Source organism: Francisella noatunensis subsp. noatunensis (assembly GCF_009823375.1).
Lineage (GTDB): Bacteria > Pseudomonadota > Gammaproteobacteria > Francisellales > Francisellaceae > Francisella > Francisella noatunensis.
This window is the reverse complement of the sequence record NZ_WBSX01000024.1, coordinates 1-17,871: the sequence shown is the minus strand read 5'-3', so window position 1 is coordinate 17,871 and position 17,871 is coordinate 1. Positions and strand designations below refer to the sequence as shown.

The following is a 17,871-nucleotide window of genomic DNA, read 5'->3' as shown; positions in this document are numbered from 1 at the left end:
TAGCTTTTTAACTTTACAGGATAGCTTATGATTATTTGAAGTTCTGCGGCTTTGATATAGCTTCTGTGCTATCTCAGCATTATAGTCACTATTTATACTAGTGCGATTAAGTTCCTTTTTTATAGCTCTTTCACTATAGCCAATTTTATTGGCTATTTGAGATGTTTGGTATCCTAATTTAAGTAATTCTTCTATACAATATCTATTTGAAAGAGTTAAGTACTTTGGCATTTTTTAGTTCCTTATCGTTTATTTTAGTTTCGTCAAAACCTAATAAACTATATTTGGAACTCTCTTTCAACTATTTAAAACTTTCAGAATACAATCTAGCATATAAAACTATCAATTTTTAGTTTCATCAATTACATCAGTATCTTTAGGAATGTCGAAATCAAATTTAGTATTATCTATATTAATATCGGTTTTGACATCTGAGAAAGAGATTTTAGTAAATTGATTTAAAGAAGTAGATATCGCTAGGTATTCAAGATTTTCATTATCAGAGAATTTAATTTGTATACTATCAATCATTTGATCATTCTTGGGTTTTAGTAGGTATGTGTTCTTATCTAGTTCTCTAACAGTAAATAGTTTATTTATATTGTCGGTGTTTTTAGAAAGCAAAATAAGATAAGGGAATTGTGCGATATTGTTAGATACTTTTTTTATGATGACTTGTTCTAAGTCACCATCATAGATCCAAAGCTTTGATCCATTTGAGATGATTTCTTGATTATTAGGAGAAGTAGTTATCCATCTAAAGAACTTAGGCTTTTTTAAACTCATATAGCCTTTTGAGCTAATATTATCACTAGCTCTTCCACCATTAATGAGTTTTTGATCAAAGCTTGCGCTCATTGAGTGAATGTTTTTGATTTTATTTATAAGATCATCACTAGCATTAGCAAAACTATAGTTGATGCCAAATATAAGAGTAACGAGTAAAACTATTTTTTTCATTTAAGAATCTCTTTTAATTAAAACTTCACGCATGCCGTTTTGGTTCATTTCAGAAACAATACCGTTTTCTTCCATTTCTTCCATCAATCTTGCAGAGCGGTTATAGCCTATCTTTAATTTGCGTTGGACTGCCGATATAGATGCCTTTTGTGTTTTGATAACAATTTCTACAGCTTCGTTGTATAAAGGGTCTTCACTATCTCCACTACTACCAGAGCCCCCACTGCCATTATCAGCATCCTCAGAGGCTTCTAAAATATCTTGGATATAGTCAGGCTCACCATACTCCTTCCATGATTCTACTACTCTATGTACTTCATTATCATCAGCAAAGGCACCATGAATACGCATAGGAGCTCCAAAGCCGGGCTTTAAATAGAGCATATCGCCTTGTCCAAGAAGTTGCTCAGCACCTTGCTGGTCAAGGATTGTTCTAGAGTCAATCCTTGAAGATACCTGGAATGACATTCTTGTTGGAATATTTGCTTTGATTAGTCCTGTCACAACATCAACTGAAGGTCTTTGAGTTGCTAGAATGATATGAATCCCGGCAGCACGAGCTTTTTGAGCTAGTCTTGCAATTAGTTCCTCAACTTTTTTACCGACAACCATAATCATATCGGCAAACTCATCTGCAACAACTACAATGTATGGCATTTTTGTGAGTAATGGTGCTTCATGAGCTCGTTCTGGATTCATTTTGATAAACATAGTGTCTTTGAGAGGTTTTCCAGCTTTTCCAGCTTGCTCAATTTTGTCATTGAGTAATGCGATATTTCTAACTCCAGCAGCAGACATTAGCGCATAGCGGCGCTCCATCTCTTTAACACACCAGCGCAAAGAGTTAGCAGCTTCTGTCATATCTGTAACAACTGGTGTTAGTAGGTGAGGTATGCCATCATAGATAGAAAGCTCAAGCATCTTAGGATCAATCATAATAAACTTAAGCTCATCAGGGCTACACTTGTATAGCATGCTAAGAATCATCGCATTTACACCAACAGATTTACCTGATCCGGTTGTACCAGCTACTAGTAAATGAGGCATTTTAGCAAGCTCAGCAAATGTTGGCTTACCGGATATATCGACACCTATCCCCATTAGGGTAGGGGCTTTTGACTTCATAAATTCAGGTGAGGCAAGTACTTCCTTGATACGTACCATTTGTCTAGTTGGGTTTGGTAATTCTAAACCTACATAAGGCTTGCCAGGGATTACCTCTACAACCCTAACAGCTGTGGTTGATAAGGCTCTAGCCAAGTCCTGAGCAATATTGGTAAGTTTACTAACTTTTGTACCTCTTGCTAAATCTATCTCATATCTAGTAATAACAGGGCCAGGATAAGCAGCAACAACTTTAGCGTTTATGTTAAAGTCATTTAGTGTTTGCTCTAGTAAAGATGATGTTTCATTAAGTTGTGCTTGAGAAATAATAGTTTGCTTAGGTTCAGGTTCTGTTAGCAAGTCTAATGATGGTAAATTTGCTTTTTTTAAAGGTTTAATAATATGTTGAGTTTGGGTGATTGCTCTTAAATCTTCCTTTGTCATTTGTGGTAAAGTCGACTCTGAATCAAAGGGATTGCTATCCTCGTTGTCATCAAAATCAATATCAAGTTCCGAGATGGTTTCTTCATGTATATCTGTACTGGATTCTTTTTTAGGATCTTTAAATGATAGTTCATTATCAACTTTAGTGCTTTCTAAAACATCGCGGAATGTATCGTTTTTTTTAGGATTTTCATCTTTTCGTAAGCTAATAGAGGTTTCTTGATGATTGTTTTTTTCAAGATTCTTTGTTATAGTTGTTTGTCCTTCAAAAGCATCAAAATCATTTATGTCTGGAATATCTTTATCATCCTTAGGTCTAGCTTTTGTTAAGTAGTTTAGAGCTCGACCTAAAAACATTACTATATTTTTGAAAATATATATCCATGTAGTGCCTGAATATAGTATTAAGCCGATAGACAATGTTATCAGTAGTGTGAAAGAGCCGCCTACTGTGCCTAAGTATTTTATAATAAATTTTGCTGTTTCATAGCCTAATATTCCTCCAGAGCGCTGAGGTACCCAGTAATTAAAAAAGTTTAGGTAAAGCTCAGATAATCCACAGCAAGAAAGTATAAAAGTAATAATACCAATTGTTTTGATTGTAAACATCAAGTAGATTAGGCTTTCTTGTTTTCTTTTTAGAAGTAGGATTCTGACAAAATCGATAAGTAGAAAAGGCAGGATGAAGCCAATAATTCCAAAAATTGCGAGTATAAAACTGGATATGTATGCTCCAACTGGACCAGCGTAGTTTTTGATTGTAGTCTCAGAAGATATGCTGCTCCAGCCTGGATCATTTATATTAAAGCTAAATAGTGCTATGAAAAGATAAATTATTATGGCAGTCAATATAACTATAAGAGTTATCTTTAGTCTACCTATCGCATGATTTGTTTTATTTATATTGTTGTCAGCCATAGTTTTATAAAATGTTTAAAATTTAATGATAAAAACCAATTCATAATTCTAACAAAAAAAACTCTAAAAATGTTAGACTATACTACTAATTTATTGAGCTTAAGGTTTAAAGGGGCAAGATTTGGCTAGATTTCATATTATTTTAGGATTTATAGTTTGTTTTTTTGCGTGGATATTTTTTCTAATATTTCCACATCTTGATATACAAATAGCGGGTCATTTCTATAACTTATCTGCGCACCAATTTATTGGTGGATATGATGGTTTTTTAGGCTTTTTGCATTGGTTTGCAAGGTTTTTTCCGATATTTTTCTCTATCGCTGTTATTTTGTTCCTATTGGGTTCATTTTTTATTGATAAATTCAAGATTAAGTATAGGAAAGCGATATTTTTTGTAGCTGTGTGTCTCTGGGTTGGTCCTGGTTTGATTGTTAATTATGTATTCAAAGATCATTGGGGTAGGCCTAGACCTGTTATGGTACAAGAGTTTAATGGCGATAAAGTATTTCAGCCACCATTCGTAATATCATCACAATGTGATAAAAACTGCTCTTTTGTATGTGGAGATGCTTCAATGGGCTTTTGGATATTTGCCTTTATGCCATTAGTAGCTACACGTAGAAAAAAAGCTATAGTGTTTGCTGCTGCAATATTTGCTGGAGGTGGCTTGGGATTGATGAGAATAGCTCAAGGGGGGCATTTCTTTAGTGATGTGGTGTTTTGTGGCATATTTGTCTATATATGCACATGGATCGTTTATGCGGTTATGTATCGGCAAAAATAACATTGATTTATAGGTCATAAACATACATAATTGAAAATTGAAGATATTGGTTGGAGTAGCATTATGGATTTAGGTTTTATTTTTATGGCTAAGATTTGGAATATTTAGAACGTAGACAATACGTCTCTAATATTCTATTGATTTCATCGCTTTTAAAAAATCTTAAAACTCCTTAGATACCAGCCGTAATTGTGAAGAGCAAGTTTTTACTTTTGATTCTTCGAATTTTTAACAATGCCTTTGGGGAGAGAAATAGTAGATGTCACAAAAGCTCAAACGTGGATTACATACTCGACATATGTCAATGATAGCCTTAGGTGGCTGTATAGGTACAGGCTTATTTGTAGCACTTGGTGGAGCCATAGCAGATGCAGGACCTGGTGGTACGGTTTTAGCATATATTATAATTGCTGTAATGGTTTATTTTTTGATGGCTAGTCTTGGTGAGATGGCTGCTCATAGTCCTGTTAGTGGAACATTTTGTGAATATGCAACTCGCTATGTTGATTCTGCTTTGGGTTTCAGTACAGGTTGGAGTTATTGGTTTAATTGGGCGATAACTGTAGCAACAGAAGTAATTGCGGCTGCGATAATTATGCAGTACTGGTTTCCAGGAAGCTCTATATTATTATGGAGTGCATTTTTCTTTGTACTGGTATTTGCTTTGAATATATTCTCAGTGAAAGTGTACGGTGAGGTTGAATGTTGGTTATCATTTATCAAAGTTTCAACAGTTATTATATTTATTGTAGTCGGTTTCTTATCGATTCTTGGTATAGTTGGAAATCATGGCAGTGTAGGTTTTGAAAATTGGCGTATAGGCGATGCACCATTTCATAATGGCTGGTGGGGATTTATCTCTGTATTTATGATTGCGGGATTTTCATTTCAAGGGAGTGAGCTTATAGGTGTGACAGCTGGTGAGGCTAAAGATCCTGATACGTCTATTCCTAAGGCTATTAAACAAACTTTTTGGCGTTTGTTTATATTTTATATATTAGCAGTAGTGATAATTAGTTTCTTAATTCCATATAATAATCCTTCTTTGATACAGCCTAGTGCTGGAGATGATATTTCGGTTAGTCCGTTTACGATCGTTTTTGAGAGCGTTGGCTTAAGCTCAGCAGCTACTATTATGAATGTGATTATTCTTACTGCGATAATATCAGCATGCAATGCTAGTATGTACAGTGCAACTAGAGTTTTATGGCATTTAGGTAGAGTTAAGCAAGCACCACAATTTTTTGCTACTACTAATTCAAAAGGTACACCAATGATTGCTCTTTTAATTACAGCTTTAATTGGTAGTTCATTTTTCTTTGTGTCATTTGTTGGTAGCGGACAGATCTTTATATGGTTAGTTAATGTATCAAGTTTGGCTGGATTTATAGCATGGTTTACAATTGCTCTGAGTCATTATCGTTTTAGAAGAGCATATATCAAGCAAGGTAAGAGTCTAAATGATTTGCCTTTTGTCGCTAAGTTTTTTCCTTGGGCACCTATTATTGCATTAATTTTGGTTTCTGTTGTTATAGTTGGGCAAGGTGTAACTATGCTAACAATGGAAGGTAGAAGTTGGTCTAGTGTTATAATTGAGTTTCTATCAACTTATGTAGGTTTCTTTGCATTTGTGATACTATATTTTGCATATAAGTTTATTAAAAAAACGAAACTGATAAAATTAGAGGATTGTGATCTTTCAAGAGAGTCATAGTTTTATTTATTATGAACACTTTTTTTATTCAAGGTAGGGCTGGCCAGATTGAATCAGCTTATGATAAAGTCAAAGATGCTAGTCAAGAAGTCGTGGCTGTAGTATGCCATCCTCATCCACTATATCAAGGTAGTATGCACAATAAGGTTGTAACTACTATCTCTAGAGCTATGAAAACACTTAATATTGAATCGTATAGATTTAACTATAGAGGAGTTGGGGATAGTCAAGGAGAGTACGGAGATGGGGCTGGTGAGTTAGAGGATCTGATTTCTGTCTGTGATTGGATTAGGGAAAATACTCACTTTAAAAAAATCATATTGTGTGGATTTTCATTTGGTGGGGCCATAGCATATATGAGTTTAAATAAGATTGATAATGTTGTGGGTTTAATAACTATAGCACCAGCAGTTGATAGATTTGATTTGACTAAATTTGATGAGCCTAAGAATCTTCCATGGTTAGTCATCCAAGGTATAGATGATGATACTGTAAACCCTAATTCTGTTTTTGATTTTACTCTTAAAACAGTTAAATCTGAGTTGACATTGGTTAAAATGAACGAGGTTGGGCATTTTTTTCATGGTAAGCTTATACAGTTAAAAGATGAAATAGAAAATTTTCTTATACCAATTGTAGATAAAATATAAAACAAAAAGGATCAAAGCAAATGAATAGAAATGTGGCACTAGAGGCAGTAAGAGTTACTGAGCTAGCAGCTCTAGCATCATGGAGTCAGATGGGTAGAGGTGATAAAATTGCTGCAGACCAAGCAGCAGTTGATGCAATGAGAAAAGCACTAAATGAAGTGGCAATCGATGGTACTGTTGTTATTGGTGAAGGTGAGTTAGATGAAGCGCCGATGTTATATATCGGTGAAAAGGTCGGCTCTGGTGGGTGTGAGGTTGATATAGCTTTAGATCCGTTAGAAGGTACGACTATAACATCTAAGGGTGGTCCAAATGCTCTGACAGTTTTAGCAGTAGCTGATAAAGGTGGATTCTTAAATGCACCTGATGTATATATGCAAAAAATTGCAGTTGGAGGTATTGGTGCTCCTAAAGGTATTGTCGATTTAGATGATTCTGTTACAGAAAATTTAAGAAGAATAGCTGAGTTTAAGGGTGTGCACATGTCTGCACTAGTTGTTTGTACTATGGATAGACCTCGTCATGCACACTTCATTAAAGAAGCACGTGAGTGTGGTGCTAGAGTTGTTCTTATTGATGATGGTGATGTATCTGGAGTTATCTCTACAGCTACAGAAGGCTCTGGTATAGATGTTTTTATAGGTACTGGAGGAGCTCCTGAAGGAGTTCTTTCTGCAGCTGCTCTTAAGTGCCTTGGCGGTCAAATGCAGGCTAGATTAGAGTTTCATAGTGATGAAGAAGTCCAAAGAGCTCATAGGTTAGGTATAACAGATCTTAATAAAAAATATGATATTGATGATTTAGCATCTGGAGATATTGTTTTTGCAGCAACAGGTGTTACAGATGGTAATATGCTTAGAGGTGTTAAGAGAGTTAACAGTACTCGTAGAGGCTCATATGCAGTTACTCATAGTGTAGTTATGCGTTCAACAACCAAGACTGTTAGACATATTACCGCAGAGCATAGCTTTGGTTTTAAAGATGGTGTTGAAAAATTCATGTCTTAATAATCATCTGAATATTGTAATTTTCTTTTATTTAACTTGCTGGTAAATATTATTAAATCAGTATTTTAAAATACTTTGTCAAGAGATTCTCTCATTTAAACTTCTGTTGTAAAACTTTCAAATAGCATTTGAAAATGTTAAGTTTATAGAATGTGTTTTTAAAATAGTCATTAGGTAATGAGTCAAAATAGCATACTTTGGGTTACATTTGTAATATATATTCTAATTGTATTTAGCATCGGAATATATTCGTATTTTCAAACGAAAAAAGTTTCGGATTATATGTTAGGAGGTCGATCCTTAAGTGCGCCAATAGCAGCATTAGGTGCCGGCGCTTCAGATATGGGGTCATGGTTACTGTTAGCTCTACCAGGGGCATTTATGGTTTCTGGTTTTAACCAAATATGGTTGCTATTAGGTTTATCCTTAGGAGCTTTTGTTAACTGGGGTGTTATCGCTAGAAGGTTACGTATTTATACGGAAATTGCTAAGGACTCCATAACAATCCCAGCATATTTTGAAAATAGATTTCATGATAATAAAGGTACAATAAGATCATTGACAGCAGTAGTAGTTGTTATTTTCTTCACTATTTATACAGGAGCGGGATTTGTTTCTGGAGGAGTGCTGTTTAGCTCAATGTTTGGTATCTCCTATCATGAGGCTTTATTACTAACAGCGACGATTATATTTGTCTACACATGTGTTGGTGGTTTTTTAGCAATATCATGGATAGATTTCTTTCAAGGAACTTTGATGCTTTTAGCTTTGTTGATTGTACCAGCAGTTGTTTATTTCAATTTAGGCGGTACAGATATTTCAGCTGCGTTATCAAATATAAAAGTGGATGGTTTCTTTGATGTAACCTCTGGAGTTCCTTTGATCACTATAGTGTCATTACTTGCGTGGGGATTAGGATACTTTGGTCAGCCTCATATTATTGTGCGATTTATGGCAATAAAAGATCCGAACAAGACTTCGCAAGCTATGTGGATTTGTATGACATGGATGATATTGGCATTAATAGGAGCCGCTTGTGTAGGTATACTTGGAGCTGCTTATTATGATGATAGTTTAGCTAATCCAGAATCTGTATTTTTGAAATTATCATCAGTGTTTTTTAACCCTTGGATGAAGGGTGTACTATTAGCAGCTGTACTATCAGCGGTCATGAGTACATCATCTGCACAATTACTATCATTATCTAGTGCTTTTTCGGTAGATGTATATGCTAAGTTTATCAGAAAGAATGCCTCTCATAGAGAGCTTTTGAATGTAAGTCGTTTGATAGTATTATTAGTGGCAATATTTGCAATTATCTTGTCATATAATCCTGAGACGAGTATTTTGAATTTGGTCGGTTTTGCTTGGGCGGGTCTTGGTAGTTCATTTGGTTCAGTAGTGATATTTTCATTATTTTGGTCTAGGATGAATAAAAATGGTGCTATTGCCGGAATCCTTGTGGGTTCATTGACAGTTTTAGTTTGGCCACTATTTGGTCATTTAGGTGGCTGGTTTAAGGTTTATGCTATGGTTCCAGGATTCGCTTTGAGTAGTATATGTATAGTGGTATTTAGTTTATTAACCTCGAAGCCAGAAGAATCTGTGCAGTTAGAATATCAAAAATATAAACAATCATTATAATTACTTATTGTTAGTGGTACTTTTTTGGAGTAAAATTCTCATCATTTGAATTCTATGATTTTTTATGAAAAAACTGTTATCTCTTATAGCAGCTTTACTAGTTCTTTATGGTCTTTCACAAGTTGGTGAGACTCTTGCAAGTATAGCGCTACTATCTTTTTTGTGTTGTTTTGTTGTCTATCTATTTGTGACATCTAAGTCTCGCAAGTTAAATCTTATAACGATAGTATATGTATTATTAAGCTTTATTTTTGTGGTATTTACTACATGCGCGATATTGAGCGTTGATTATAGTTCTCATCCATTTGTATCAATGTTGATATTGTGTATATTGTTACCTACTTTCTTTTTACTTGGTTATAGAATTATTTTAAGTGTTCATTGTTTCATTGATAGTCTTTTTGGTAAAAATAAGAATTTTCAGGAAACTGATGAAGAGCTAGGATGTTCTGTCGTTATAACTACACGTAATGAACCTTTTGATGTTTGTAAATTAACTTTTGATTCGGCAGATCAGCTTGATTATCCTACTGATAAAATCGAGATAATAATTGTTGATAATAGTGATTTAGATCATCCAGACTTCTTGAAATGGCAAGGTTATGTTAACAAGCATAATATGCAAGATGGTATAAGTTGTAAGTTTATCCATAGAAATGGGACAGAGGGTTTTAAGCCACGTAATCTTGATATTGCAATGCAACATATTAATTTTGATTATGTATTGTTTTTGGATGCTGATTCGACTTTACCTCAAAGTGCATTAAAAGTAGGCTTACCAGAGTTTAAAAAAGATAATAGACTTGGTTTTGTTAGTTTCTTGATAGAAAGTACTAACTACAGTACTAATTTAGTTACTAAGGTTGCTAGTATTTTCCAAAATACAATTCGCTATTTTAATGAGTTTGTAGGTAAATATGGCTATTGTAACTATCAAGGGCACAATGGTATTTGGAGTAAACAAGCGTTACAAGCAACATCTAAATGGGAAGAATATTATAAATCTCAAGTTATGGTTACAGAAGATATTGCCGCTGGATTTAGGTGTTATGAAGCAGGATTTAATAGTAAGCCTATTTTTCTTAAAACAGGAGAGTGGGTTCCTACATCTCTCAAAGAGTTTGAGAAAATGTGGTTAAGATGGTCTTTTGGTGGTATGCAAGTAATGCATAAATATATGTCAAATATTATAAGCTCATCTAATCTAAATTTTAGAGTGAAGCTTGATATGTTATATTTACTATTTAAGGTTGTAGCATCAGGCTTTCCAATATTTGCACTATTATTAGTTATTTTCCCGAGAAACAATATAGCTTTTGTGTCGATAGTGAACGTGACACTTATTCCATTGCTTATCCTAAGTGTTTGGTATTATCTATACGGTGATATAAAAGGTAGTTTTATAAGTAAAATTTCTCAAATTTATATTGCGATGTTTATGTTGTCATCATTTGTGTTTTGGTGTGTTATAAAAGCAGAACTAAATTATTATCTAAATAAACCTCAGGGTTGGAAACCAACAAGTAAAGTTTTTGATAAAGTCGAAGGTTGGGCACAAGTTATATATGATAATATCGGTAAGTTAAGCTTTTCTTTTGTTAGTTTGATTATAGCTATTTATTCTATTTTTACACTTTATTCTCAAACTGACTTTTATTTGTATATGTTATGTATGTTGCCAAGTATACTACTTTTTTTGAATACTATTTTATGTGTGCTAGTATTAGGTAGAGCGAGATACTAGAGAAATATTAATGATTGAATATGATAATGTTGTCTATCTAATTGTTGCTTTTGGATTTGTTTTACTTAATGCTTTTTTTGTTATCGCTGAATTTTCACTAGTTAAAATAAGAAGCTCTCAGGTTGAGATTTTAAGTAAGAAAAAAGGGTTAAAAGGTAAGATACTCTATAAAGTTCATACTAATATTGATATTTATCTTTCAGCTTGTCAATTTGGTATCACACTAGCATCATTAGGTTTAGGTTGGATTGGTGAGCCTGCTTTTTCTGAGCTTTTGGAACCTATTTTTATGTTTTTTGGAGTGACAGGGAGTCTGTCAAAGATCATTGCTTTTGCAACTGGGTTTGCGATTATAGCATTTTTGCATATAGTGATCGGTGAGCTTATGCCTAAATCGATGGCTATTAGACAAACAGAAAAACTATCTTTATTGACGTGTATACCTTTGTATATATTTTATTGGTTAATGTTTCCTTTTATCTGGGTGCTAAATGTTACAGCGAATAAGCTTCTAAAGTTGTTTAAGTTAGATACAGTAGCAGAGGCTGAATATGGCTATACTACAGATGAAGTCAAAATTATCCTAAAGAGTAGTTATCTTAAGAAGCCACTTACAGAAGAGCATCGGGATATATTGCTGAGGATTGTTGAGTTTTCGCATCTACAAGCAATTGATGCTATGAGACCTATCGAAGAGATGGTTGTGATTAACTATAATCTATCAAACAGAGAAAAACTTGAAGTAGTTAAAGAAAACTTGTATACAAGATATCCCGTTTATCAAGGCAATAAAGATAATATCATTGGAGTTATTCATACAAAAGATATCCTTTGTGCTTTGGATAATGATTTACAACAAGAGAATCTTAGACCAATATTGAAAGTATCTCATCATGATCAGTTGATTGATGTTTTACGTAAATTTCAACAAGGTAAACCACACTTTGCATTAGTTTACAAAAAGAACAAGCTTATAGGCTTTAGTACATTAGATAATTTGTTAACAATAATGCTCGGTAGAGTTTCAGATGAGTTTCATCTTGTTAAAGAGCCATGGATAACCTTAGCAAATAATAAGTTTTTGATAAAAGCTAACGCACCTATGTACGCAATAGAAAAATTAACAGATTTGGATCTATCTGAATATCCAGTAGATACAGTTACTGACTTATTAACTAATTTATTCGGCCATTATCCAGCTATAGATGATATTTGGGAGCAACAAATGTTCATCGTTCGCCCATATCGTTTTGAAAACGGCTCTTTAGAAGAGGTTATTCTAGAGCTTAAATAAGATATTTAAAATTAAACCTCTGAAAAAGTGACTTGAAAATATAGCTGTGTTAGTATATGGCAGAAATTTTATTAAGAAAAAATGATTGAATGATTAAACATAAGTTTTATAAAGCGAATAAACAAAAAGGAGCATCTCTGGTCGAGAGTATAATCTCATCAGGATTGATTTTGTTTGTTTTATCATCATCATTCTTGATAATAAACTCATTAATAACAACTTCAGTAATAGCAGAAAAGAAAACACAGCTAATACAGCAGTTAGATAAAAAAAATAGCTGTTTATATTTTAACAGGTAAATTTAATACAAAAGCTATTGGCGATGATTATTTCTCTCAGAAAAGAGTTAGTGATTCTAAAATGACTAAGTTTGTCACTAAAAATAAAGATTTTAATATATGTGTTGCTAAGGAAATTATCAAATATGGCTCAAACTTATAGAAACCGAATTATTTGGGGTTTTACATTAGTTGAGCTTATGGTTGGTATTACTATTTCGATTATTGTAATTACAATGGCTGTTAATTATGATGCTCCTTATACACTGGGTGATGGAGTAGGTTCAACTAAATCAGTTTTAACAGCTAATGTTACCAATAAGCCAGTTATTATCAAGAAAAATGCAACACAGTTTTATATAGTCTATTTCAATAATAATACTGTCTATAAATATCTATATAGTTATGGAGTATCTTCACCATCTCTAGTGTTGACTAATATTTTTTCTGGACAGACAATTCAAAAAATTATAGCTAAATATGGAGCATTATTTATTATCACTAATAATAATATATATGTTGAAGATGTCCAAAATTCAACACTGATAAGCCGCGTGGCTATATATGGAGCAAATTATCAAATTGCTAGAGATAGTAGTGGTAGGATTTATGCAATGCCAGATGGTTTTACTTGTACTATCAATGGCAATTGTAATACTTCTTCTAGGGTTTATCTTGATAGTGGATGTGGAGAATATAGTGGTGGTTGTGATGCAATGGCTGAGCTTAATAATGTTTCACCATATTTGAATATAGTTTATAAGAACTTCAGTTATTAAGATTTTTTCCAAAAATATTAAAATTTAGTTATACTGATAACTTATATTATAAGATTCGAGAGATGGACTTTTAGTTTATGATTTTTTATAACTCTTTATCTGGTAAAAAAGAAGAATTTAAGCCAATTGAACCTAACAAAATCAAGATGTACGTTTGTGGTATTACGGTTTACGATTATTGTCATATAGGACATGCTCGCACAAATATAGCCTTTGATGTTATTAATAGATACTTCAAGTATCGTGGTTTTGATGTTACTTTTGTGCGTAATATTACAGATATTGATGATAAGATTATCAAAAGAGCCAATGAAAATGGTGAAACTACAGATCAGTTAGTTAAGAGAACTATCAAATCAATGCATGATGCATTTGATAAGTTAAATATTCTTCGACCAACAAAAGAGCCAAGAGCTACTCAAACTATCCCTGAAATGATAGCTATGATTGAAACTCTTGTTGAGAAAGGATTCGCCTATCAGGGTACTAATGGTGATGTGTTTTATAGAGTTGCTAAGTTTGCTGATTATGGTAAATTAAGTAAACAAAATTTTGAAGCACTTGAGCAGGGTTCGAGAGTTGATGTTGTTGAAGAAAAAGAAAATCCTATGGATTTTGTACTTTGGAAAATGGCAAAAGAGGGTGAGCCTGCTTGGGATTCACCGTGGGGAGCTGGTCGTCCAGGTTGGCATATTGAGTGTTCTGCAATGTCTAAGAAACTATTGGGGGATACTTTTGATATCCATGCGGGTGGTTCTGATTTAAGATTCCCACATCATGAAAATGAAATAGCACAATCAGAAGCTTGTAATGAATGTACTTTTGCTAATTACTGGTTACATTCTGGTATGGTCAAAGTTAATGCTGAAAAAATGTCAAAATCTTTAAATAACTTCTTTACAATCAATGAAGTGATAGAAGAATATCATCCTGAGGTTATAAGATATTTCTTGGCGTCTACTGTATATAGAAGTGAGATTAATTATTCAAAAGAAAATTTAGATAATGCAAAAGCATCTGTAGAGAGACTATTTAATGCTCTTCGAGATATTGAGCCAATTGAGGTAAATCTACCTGATGATGCCAGTGAGTATGAAGAGAAATTTATCAAAGCAATGGATAACGATTTTAATACTCCAGAAGCTTTAGCTGTTTTATTTAGCTTAGCTAAAGAGATAAACACCCTAAAGACCACAAATAAATATAAAGCAAGTGGTTATGCATTTTTATTGCGTAAGCTCTGTGATGTCTTAGGTATTCTATTTACTGATATAGAAGAGTATTTCAAGCAGGGTGATGATGTAGATGTTAGCAAAATAGAGAAACTTATAGCAGAACGTGCTCAAGCTAAAAAAGACAAAAATTATGCTAGAGCTGATGAGATTAGAAATGAGCTTCAAAATCAAGGAATAATATTGGAAGATAGTGCAACTGGTACTACGTGGAAGAAAGGTTAATAAATGTATTCAAATGAAAAACAACAAGATATTATAGATAATCTACATACAATCAGAGATTATATCCGTTGGACAATTTCCGAGATGACTGCAAATAATGTTTACTTTGGTCATGGATCAGAGTCTATTTGGGATGAGGCAGTACATCTTGTACTTAGTGCAATAAATATATCTCATGATATTGATAGTAATATGGTTGCTGCAAGACTTTTAAAAGAAGAAAAGCAAAAAATCATAAATTATGTATATCAAAGAACATGTGAACGTAAGCCATTACCATATATTTTAAAGAAAGCATGGTTTGCAGATATGGAGTTTGATATTGATGAGCGAGTTATTATTCCTCGTTCTCCAATAGCAGAACTTATACGTAATGAGTTTTCACCATGGATTAATGATATTGATGATGTTACTAATGTATTAGATTTGTGTACAGGTAGTGGTTGTATAGGTATTGCTTGTAGTAATGTCTTTGAAGATGCAAATATAACTTTGGTAGATATATCTGATGATGCTTTAGCTGTAGCAAATCATAGTATCAAAAAGCATCAGTTAAGTGATAGGGTAAAAGCTGTGAAGTCTGATTTATTTGATAATCTTCACGGTCAAAAATTTGATTTGATTGTCTCAAATCCTCCTTATGTTGATAGAGAAGATTTAAGCAGTATGCCACAAGAGTATCATTATGAGCCTAAACTTGCTTTAGAAGCTGGAGATGATGGTTTAGATTTAGCTAAAAGAATAATTCTTGAAGCTGACCAGTATATGACAGAGAAAGGAGTATTAATAGTTGAGGTTGGTAATAGTCAGTATGCATTTATGGACTTATGTCCAGATATTCCATTTACATGGTTAAGCTTCGCAGATGGTGGAGATGGTGTGTTTTTACTTACTTATGAGGAGTTAGTTAAGTACAAAGATTCATTTAAAAAATATTTCCAAAACTAATACTTAGTTTATAATCTCTTCAAAATTTAATCTTTTAAAAATTTAGGATTGGCATTATGTCTAATGATCCTTTTAAAAAATATCATCTGATAAGACGGTTATTCTCATAATTTGTCTTTTTGGTTTGATGTCACAATTTGCTACTGACAGCTTCACACCATCACTACCACATATCGCTGATTATTTTCATGCAGCTGCCAAAGATATTAAACTAACTGTTGGGATATACTTTTTCGGTATGACATGTTCAATGCTTGGATTTGGTTACTTATCTGACAAATATGGTCGCAAACAAGCATTATTGGCTGGATATTTGGTATTTTGTATCGCAAGTATTTTGTGTATGCTGGCTCAAAGTGAAAAGCAGTTGTTACTTTTTCGCTTTTTACAGGGTATCGGAATGGGTAGTTCTTTTGTATCTTTTCGTGCAATTATGAAAGATGTTTTTAGTGATAACCAATCACTTGCAAAGGTTAGTCTTGTAATCACTAGTATAGTTTCATTAACTCCACCTCTAGCTCCGATTACTGGAGGAATTATCCAAGAGACTATTGGTTGGCGTGGTAATTTTGCTTTGCATTCAATAATGGCATTTGCGATTACAGTTTTGATTGTTAAGTATTTACATCTAGAGGCTATTCCAAAAAGTAATTATAAGCTTCTAGAGTCATATAAGAGAATATTATCTCATAAAGTCTTTGTCCTTAATGCAATATGTAGCGGTTTGGCATTATCGCTGGTTTTTGTATTTGCAACACTTTCACCATTTTTCTTCCAGGTGAAATTAGGATTTTCTGCTGTTGAATTTTCATTTTTATCAGCAGCTGTAATTATACCTTCAGCAATATTTTTAATAATCTTTAAAAATAAGATTAGTAAACTAAATATGGATAGGGTAATACTTTATTGTGGATCTTTTTCTGCACTAAGTGGTATATTACTGGCTTTATCCTATTTTATTTTTGGATTAGATGCTAAAGTAATTGTTATATTATGTGCTTTAGCTTTTTGCGGGAATGTTTTTCAATATACAGCTACTTATATTTGTGCTTATAAGGATATACACACAGAGATTGGCGTAGCATCGGCAATATTCGGATTTATACAGATAGCTGTAACTACTATTTCATCATCACTTGTTTCTAGTATTAGCCTTAATAATCAATTTTTATTTGGATTATTAATGATGGTACCACCATTATTGATAGTGATTTTAAAAATAATTGATCTTAAAAAACTTTTGTAAATCAGGCGTATATGATTAAATTAGAAAAATTTACAGAAAGCAATATATCTGATCTTTTGTCTGAGTTAAAGAAGTATGATATTCGTTTTTTATATCAGTTTGGTGGTATTAATTATCAATTTCCTCTTGATTACCTTCAGATAAAACAAACCATGGATAATAAACTAAACTTACTCTTTAATGTTGTAAATGATGAAAATAAATCTATTGGACATTGTCAAGTAATTAGATTAGATCAGGCTAACAAAAAAGCTTCTATAGGTAGGTTACTTATATATGAGCAATATAGAGCAAAAGGCTTTGGCAAGTTAATGATCAAAAAGCTTTTAGAATTTGCTAAATCTATTGGTTTACAAAACATAAGCTTGAGAGTTTTTGATTTTAATAGCTCAGCAATTAAATGTTATGAAGCTATAGGATTTGAGAAAACTATAGAAGAATATATTGATATTCCTAGTTTAAAAGAAAAATGGAAGATAATCTCAATGGAGATTGAGATTTAAGAAAAGATTATCCTTCTATAACAATATTAGGGAAGTGAGCCTTAACACATTTAGTATAGTCACCTTCCGTAAATGCTGAGTATGGTGTTTGATAACCAACCAATTTACAGGCAAACGATTTACCACCTGGGTTATCAGCATAATGATCAAAGTCTTGCTCCCAGTAAATCTCAGTAGCACCGGCACCATTAGCATCAAATTGCTTCATACCTTTACAACCCAGAACTTCAGTGCTTCGAATATTCAAGCCAAGATAGTTCATGCTAGATTGTATTCTCAATGTTTATAGAGATACCAAAATGTACTTCATTAGGTGTCAAGTAATTTAAACATTTCTTAGGTCTATTATTCAAGTCTATCTGTAACTTTCTAATGTATTGATGAGATATATTGTTAA

At 33.0% G+C, this 17,871-nt stretch carries 15 protein-coding genes and 3 pseudogenes; 13 read left to right on the top strand and 5 right to left on the bottom strand.

Annotated elements, in window-relative coordinates; all coding sequences use genetic code 11:
* From F8C69_RS03400 to F8C69_RS03390, 3 genes are all read right to left on the bottom strand, one after another.
* The coding region (locus F8C69_RS03400) for a helix-turn-helix domain-containing protein (protein ID WP_159184199.1) at positions 1 to 231 on the bottom strand (231 nt) is incomplete at its 3' end.
* A gap of 111 nt (positions 232 to 342) precedes the next feature.
* Positions 343 to 960: an outer membrane lipoprotein periplasmic chaperone LolA gene (gene lolA / locus F8C69_RS03395; protein ID WP_159184198.1), complete on the bottom strand. Its 618-nt coding sequence runs from the start codon at positions 958 to 960 to the stop codon at positions 343 to 345.
* Entirely contained in the window at positions 961 to 3,426 is a 2,466-nt protein-coding gene (locus F8C69_RS03390) for a DNA translocase FtsK (RefSeq protein ID WP_159184197.1), read from the bottom strand.
* A gap of 121 nt (positions 3,427 to 3,547) precedes the next feature.
* Between F8C69_RS03390 and lpxF the strand changes: the two genes are divergently transcribed.
* From lpxF to F8C69_RS03325, 13 genes and pseudogenes are all read left to right on the top strand, one after another.
* Positions 3,548 to 4,210 (top strand): lipid A 4'-phosphatase LpxF, encoded by a 663-nt coding sequence (gene lpxF / locus F8C69_RS03385; RefSeq protein ID WP_159184196.1) that lies wholly within the window; start codon positions 3,548 to 3,550, stop codon positions 4,208 to 4,210.
* Between the two features lie 259 nt (positions 4,211 to 4,469).
* Positions 4,470 to 5,924 (top strand): amino acid permease, encoded by a 1,455-nt coding sequence (locus F8C69_RS03380; protein ID WP_159184195.1) that lies wholly within the window; start codon positions 4,470 to 4,472, stop codon positions 5,922 to 5,924.
* A gap of 11 nt (positions 5,925 to 5,935) precedes the next feature.
* Positions 5,936 to 6,574 carry an alpha/beta hydrolase gene (locus tag F8C69_RS03375; RefSeq protein ID WP_159184194.1) on the top strand — a complete coding sequence of 213 codons (639 nt, stop codon included), beginning with the start codon at positions 5,936 to 5,938 and terminating at the stop codon, positions 6,572 to 6,574.
* Positions 6,575 to 6,594: 20 nt separating this feature from the next.
* On the top strand, positions 6,595 to 7,581 hold the full coding sequence (gene glpX / locus F8C69_RS03370; protein ID WP_159184193.1) for a class II fructose-bisphosphatase: 987 nt from the start codon (positions 6,595 to 6,597) through the stop codon (positions 7,579 to 7,581).
* A gap of 177 nt (positions 7,582 to 7,758) precedes the next feature.
* Complete coding sequence (gene putP / locus F8C69_RS03365; protein ID WP_159184192.1) at positions 7,759 to 9,225, top strand: sodium/proline symporter PutP; 1,467 nt, start codon at positions 7,759 to 7,761, stop codon at positions 9,223 to 9,225.
* A gap of 64 nt (positions 9,226 to 9,289) precedes the next feature.
* A complete protein-coding gene (locus F8C69_RS03360) occupies positions 9,290 to 10,969 on the top strand; it encodes a glycosyltransferase family 2 protein (protein ID WP_159184191.1) in 1,680 nt (559 codons plus the stop codon).
* 10 nt (positions 10,970 to 10,979) lie between these two features.
* Positions 10,980 to 12,263 carry a hemolysin family protein gene (locus tag F8C69_RS03355; protein WP_159184190.1) on the top strand — a complete coding sequence of 428 codons (1,284 nt, stop codon included), beginning with the start codon at positions 10,980 to 10,982 and terminating at the stop codon, positions 12,261 to 12,263.
* A gap of 92 nt (positions 12,264 to 12,355) precedes the next feature.
* A pseudogene (locus F8C69_RS11175) lies at positions 12,356 to 12,704 on the top strand (type II secretion system protein).
* Positions 12,688 to 13,320: a pilus assembly FimT family protein gene (locus F8C69_RS10500; RefSeq protein ID WP_234384141.1), complete on the top strand. Its 633-nt coding sequence runs from the start codon at positions 12,688 to 12,690 to the stop codon at positions 13,318 to 13,320. The pseudogene F8C69_RS11175 and the gene F8C69_RS10500 overlap by 17 nt, the downstream one beginning before the upstream one ends.
* Positions 13,321 to 13,397: 77 nt before the next feature.
* Positions 13,398 to 14,777 (top strand): cysteine--tRNA ligase, encoded by a 1,380-nt coding sequence (cysS, locus tag F8C69_RS03340; protein ID WP_159184189.1) that lies wholly within the window; start codon positions 13,398 to 13,400, stop codon positions 14,775 to 14,777.
* 3 nt (positions 14,778 to 14,780) lie between these two features.
* On the top strand, positions 14,781 to 15,725 hold the full coding sequence (gene prmB, locus F8C69_RS03335; protein ID WP_159184188.1) for a 50S ribosomal protein L3 N(5)-glutamine methyltransferase: 945 nt from the start codon (positions 14,781 to 14,783) through the stop codon (positions 15,723 to 15,725).
* A gap of 56 nt (positions 15,726 to 15,781) precedes the next feature.
* Positions 15,782 to 16,971, top strand: a pseudogene (locus F8C69_RS03330) (MFS transporter).
* An 11-nt stretch (positions 16,972 to 16,982) separates the two neighbouring features.
* Positions 16,983 to 17,474 (top strand): GNAT family N-acetyltransferase, encoded by a 492-nt coding sequence (locus F8C69_RS03325; RefSeq protein WP_159184187.1) that lies wholly within the window; start codon positions 16,983 to 16,985, stop codon positions 17,472 to 17,474.
* Positions 17,475 to 17,481: 7 nt separating this feature from the next.
* On the opposite strand, the gene F8C69_RS03320 is transcribed toward F8C69_RS03325, so the two are convergent.
* Together F8C69_RS03320 and F8C69_RS11365 are read right to left on the bottom strand one after the other, a co-directional pair.
* Entirely contained in the window at positions 17,482 to 17,682 is a 201-nt protein-coding gene (locus F8C69_RS03320; RefSeq protein WP_234393290.1) for a hypothetical protein, read from the bottom strand.
* A 55-nt stretch (positions 17,683 to 17,737) separates the two neighbouring features.
* Positions 17,738 to 17,871, bottom strand: a pseudogene (locus tag F8C69_RS11365) (IS30 family transposase); the annotation flags it as partial.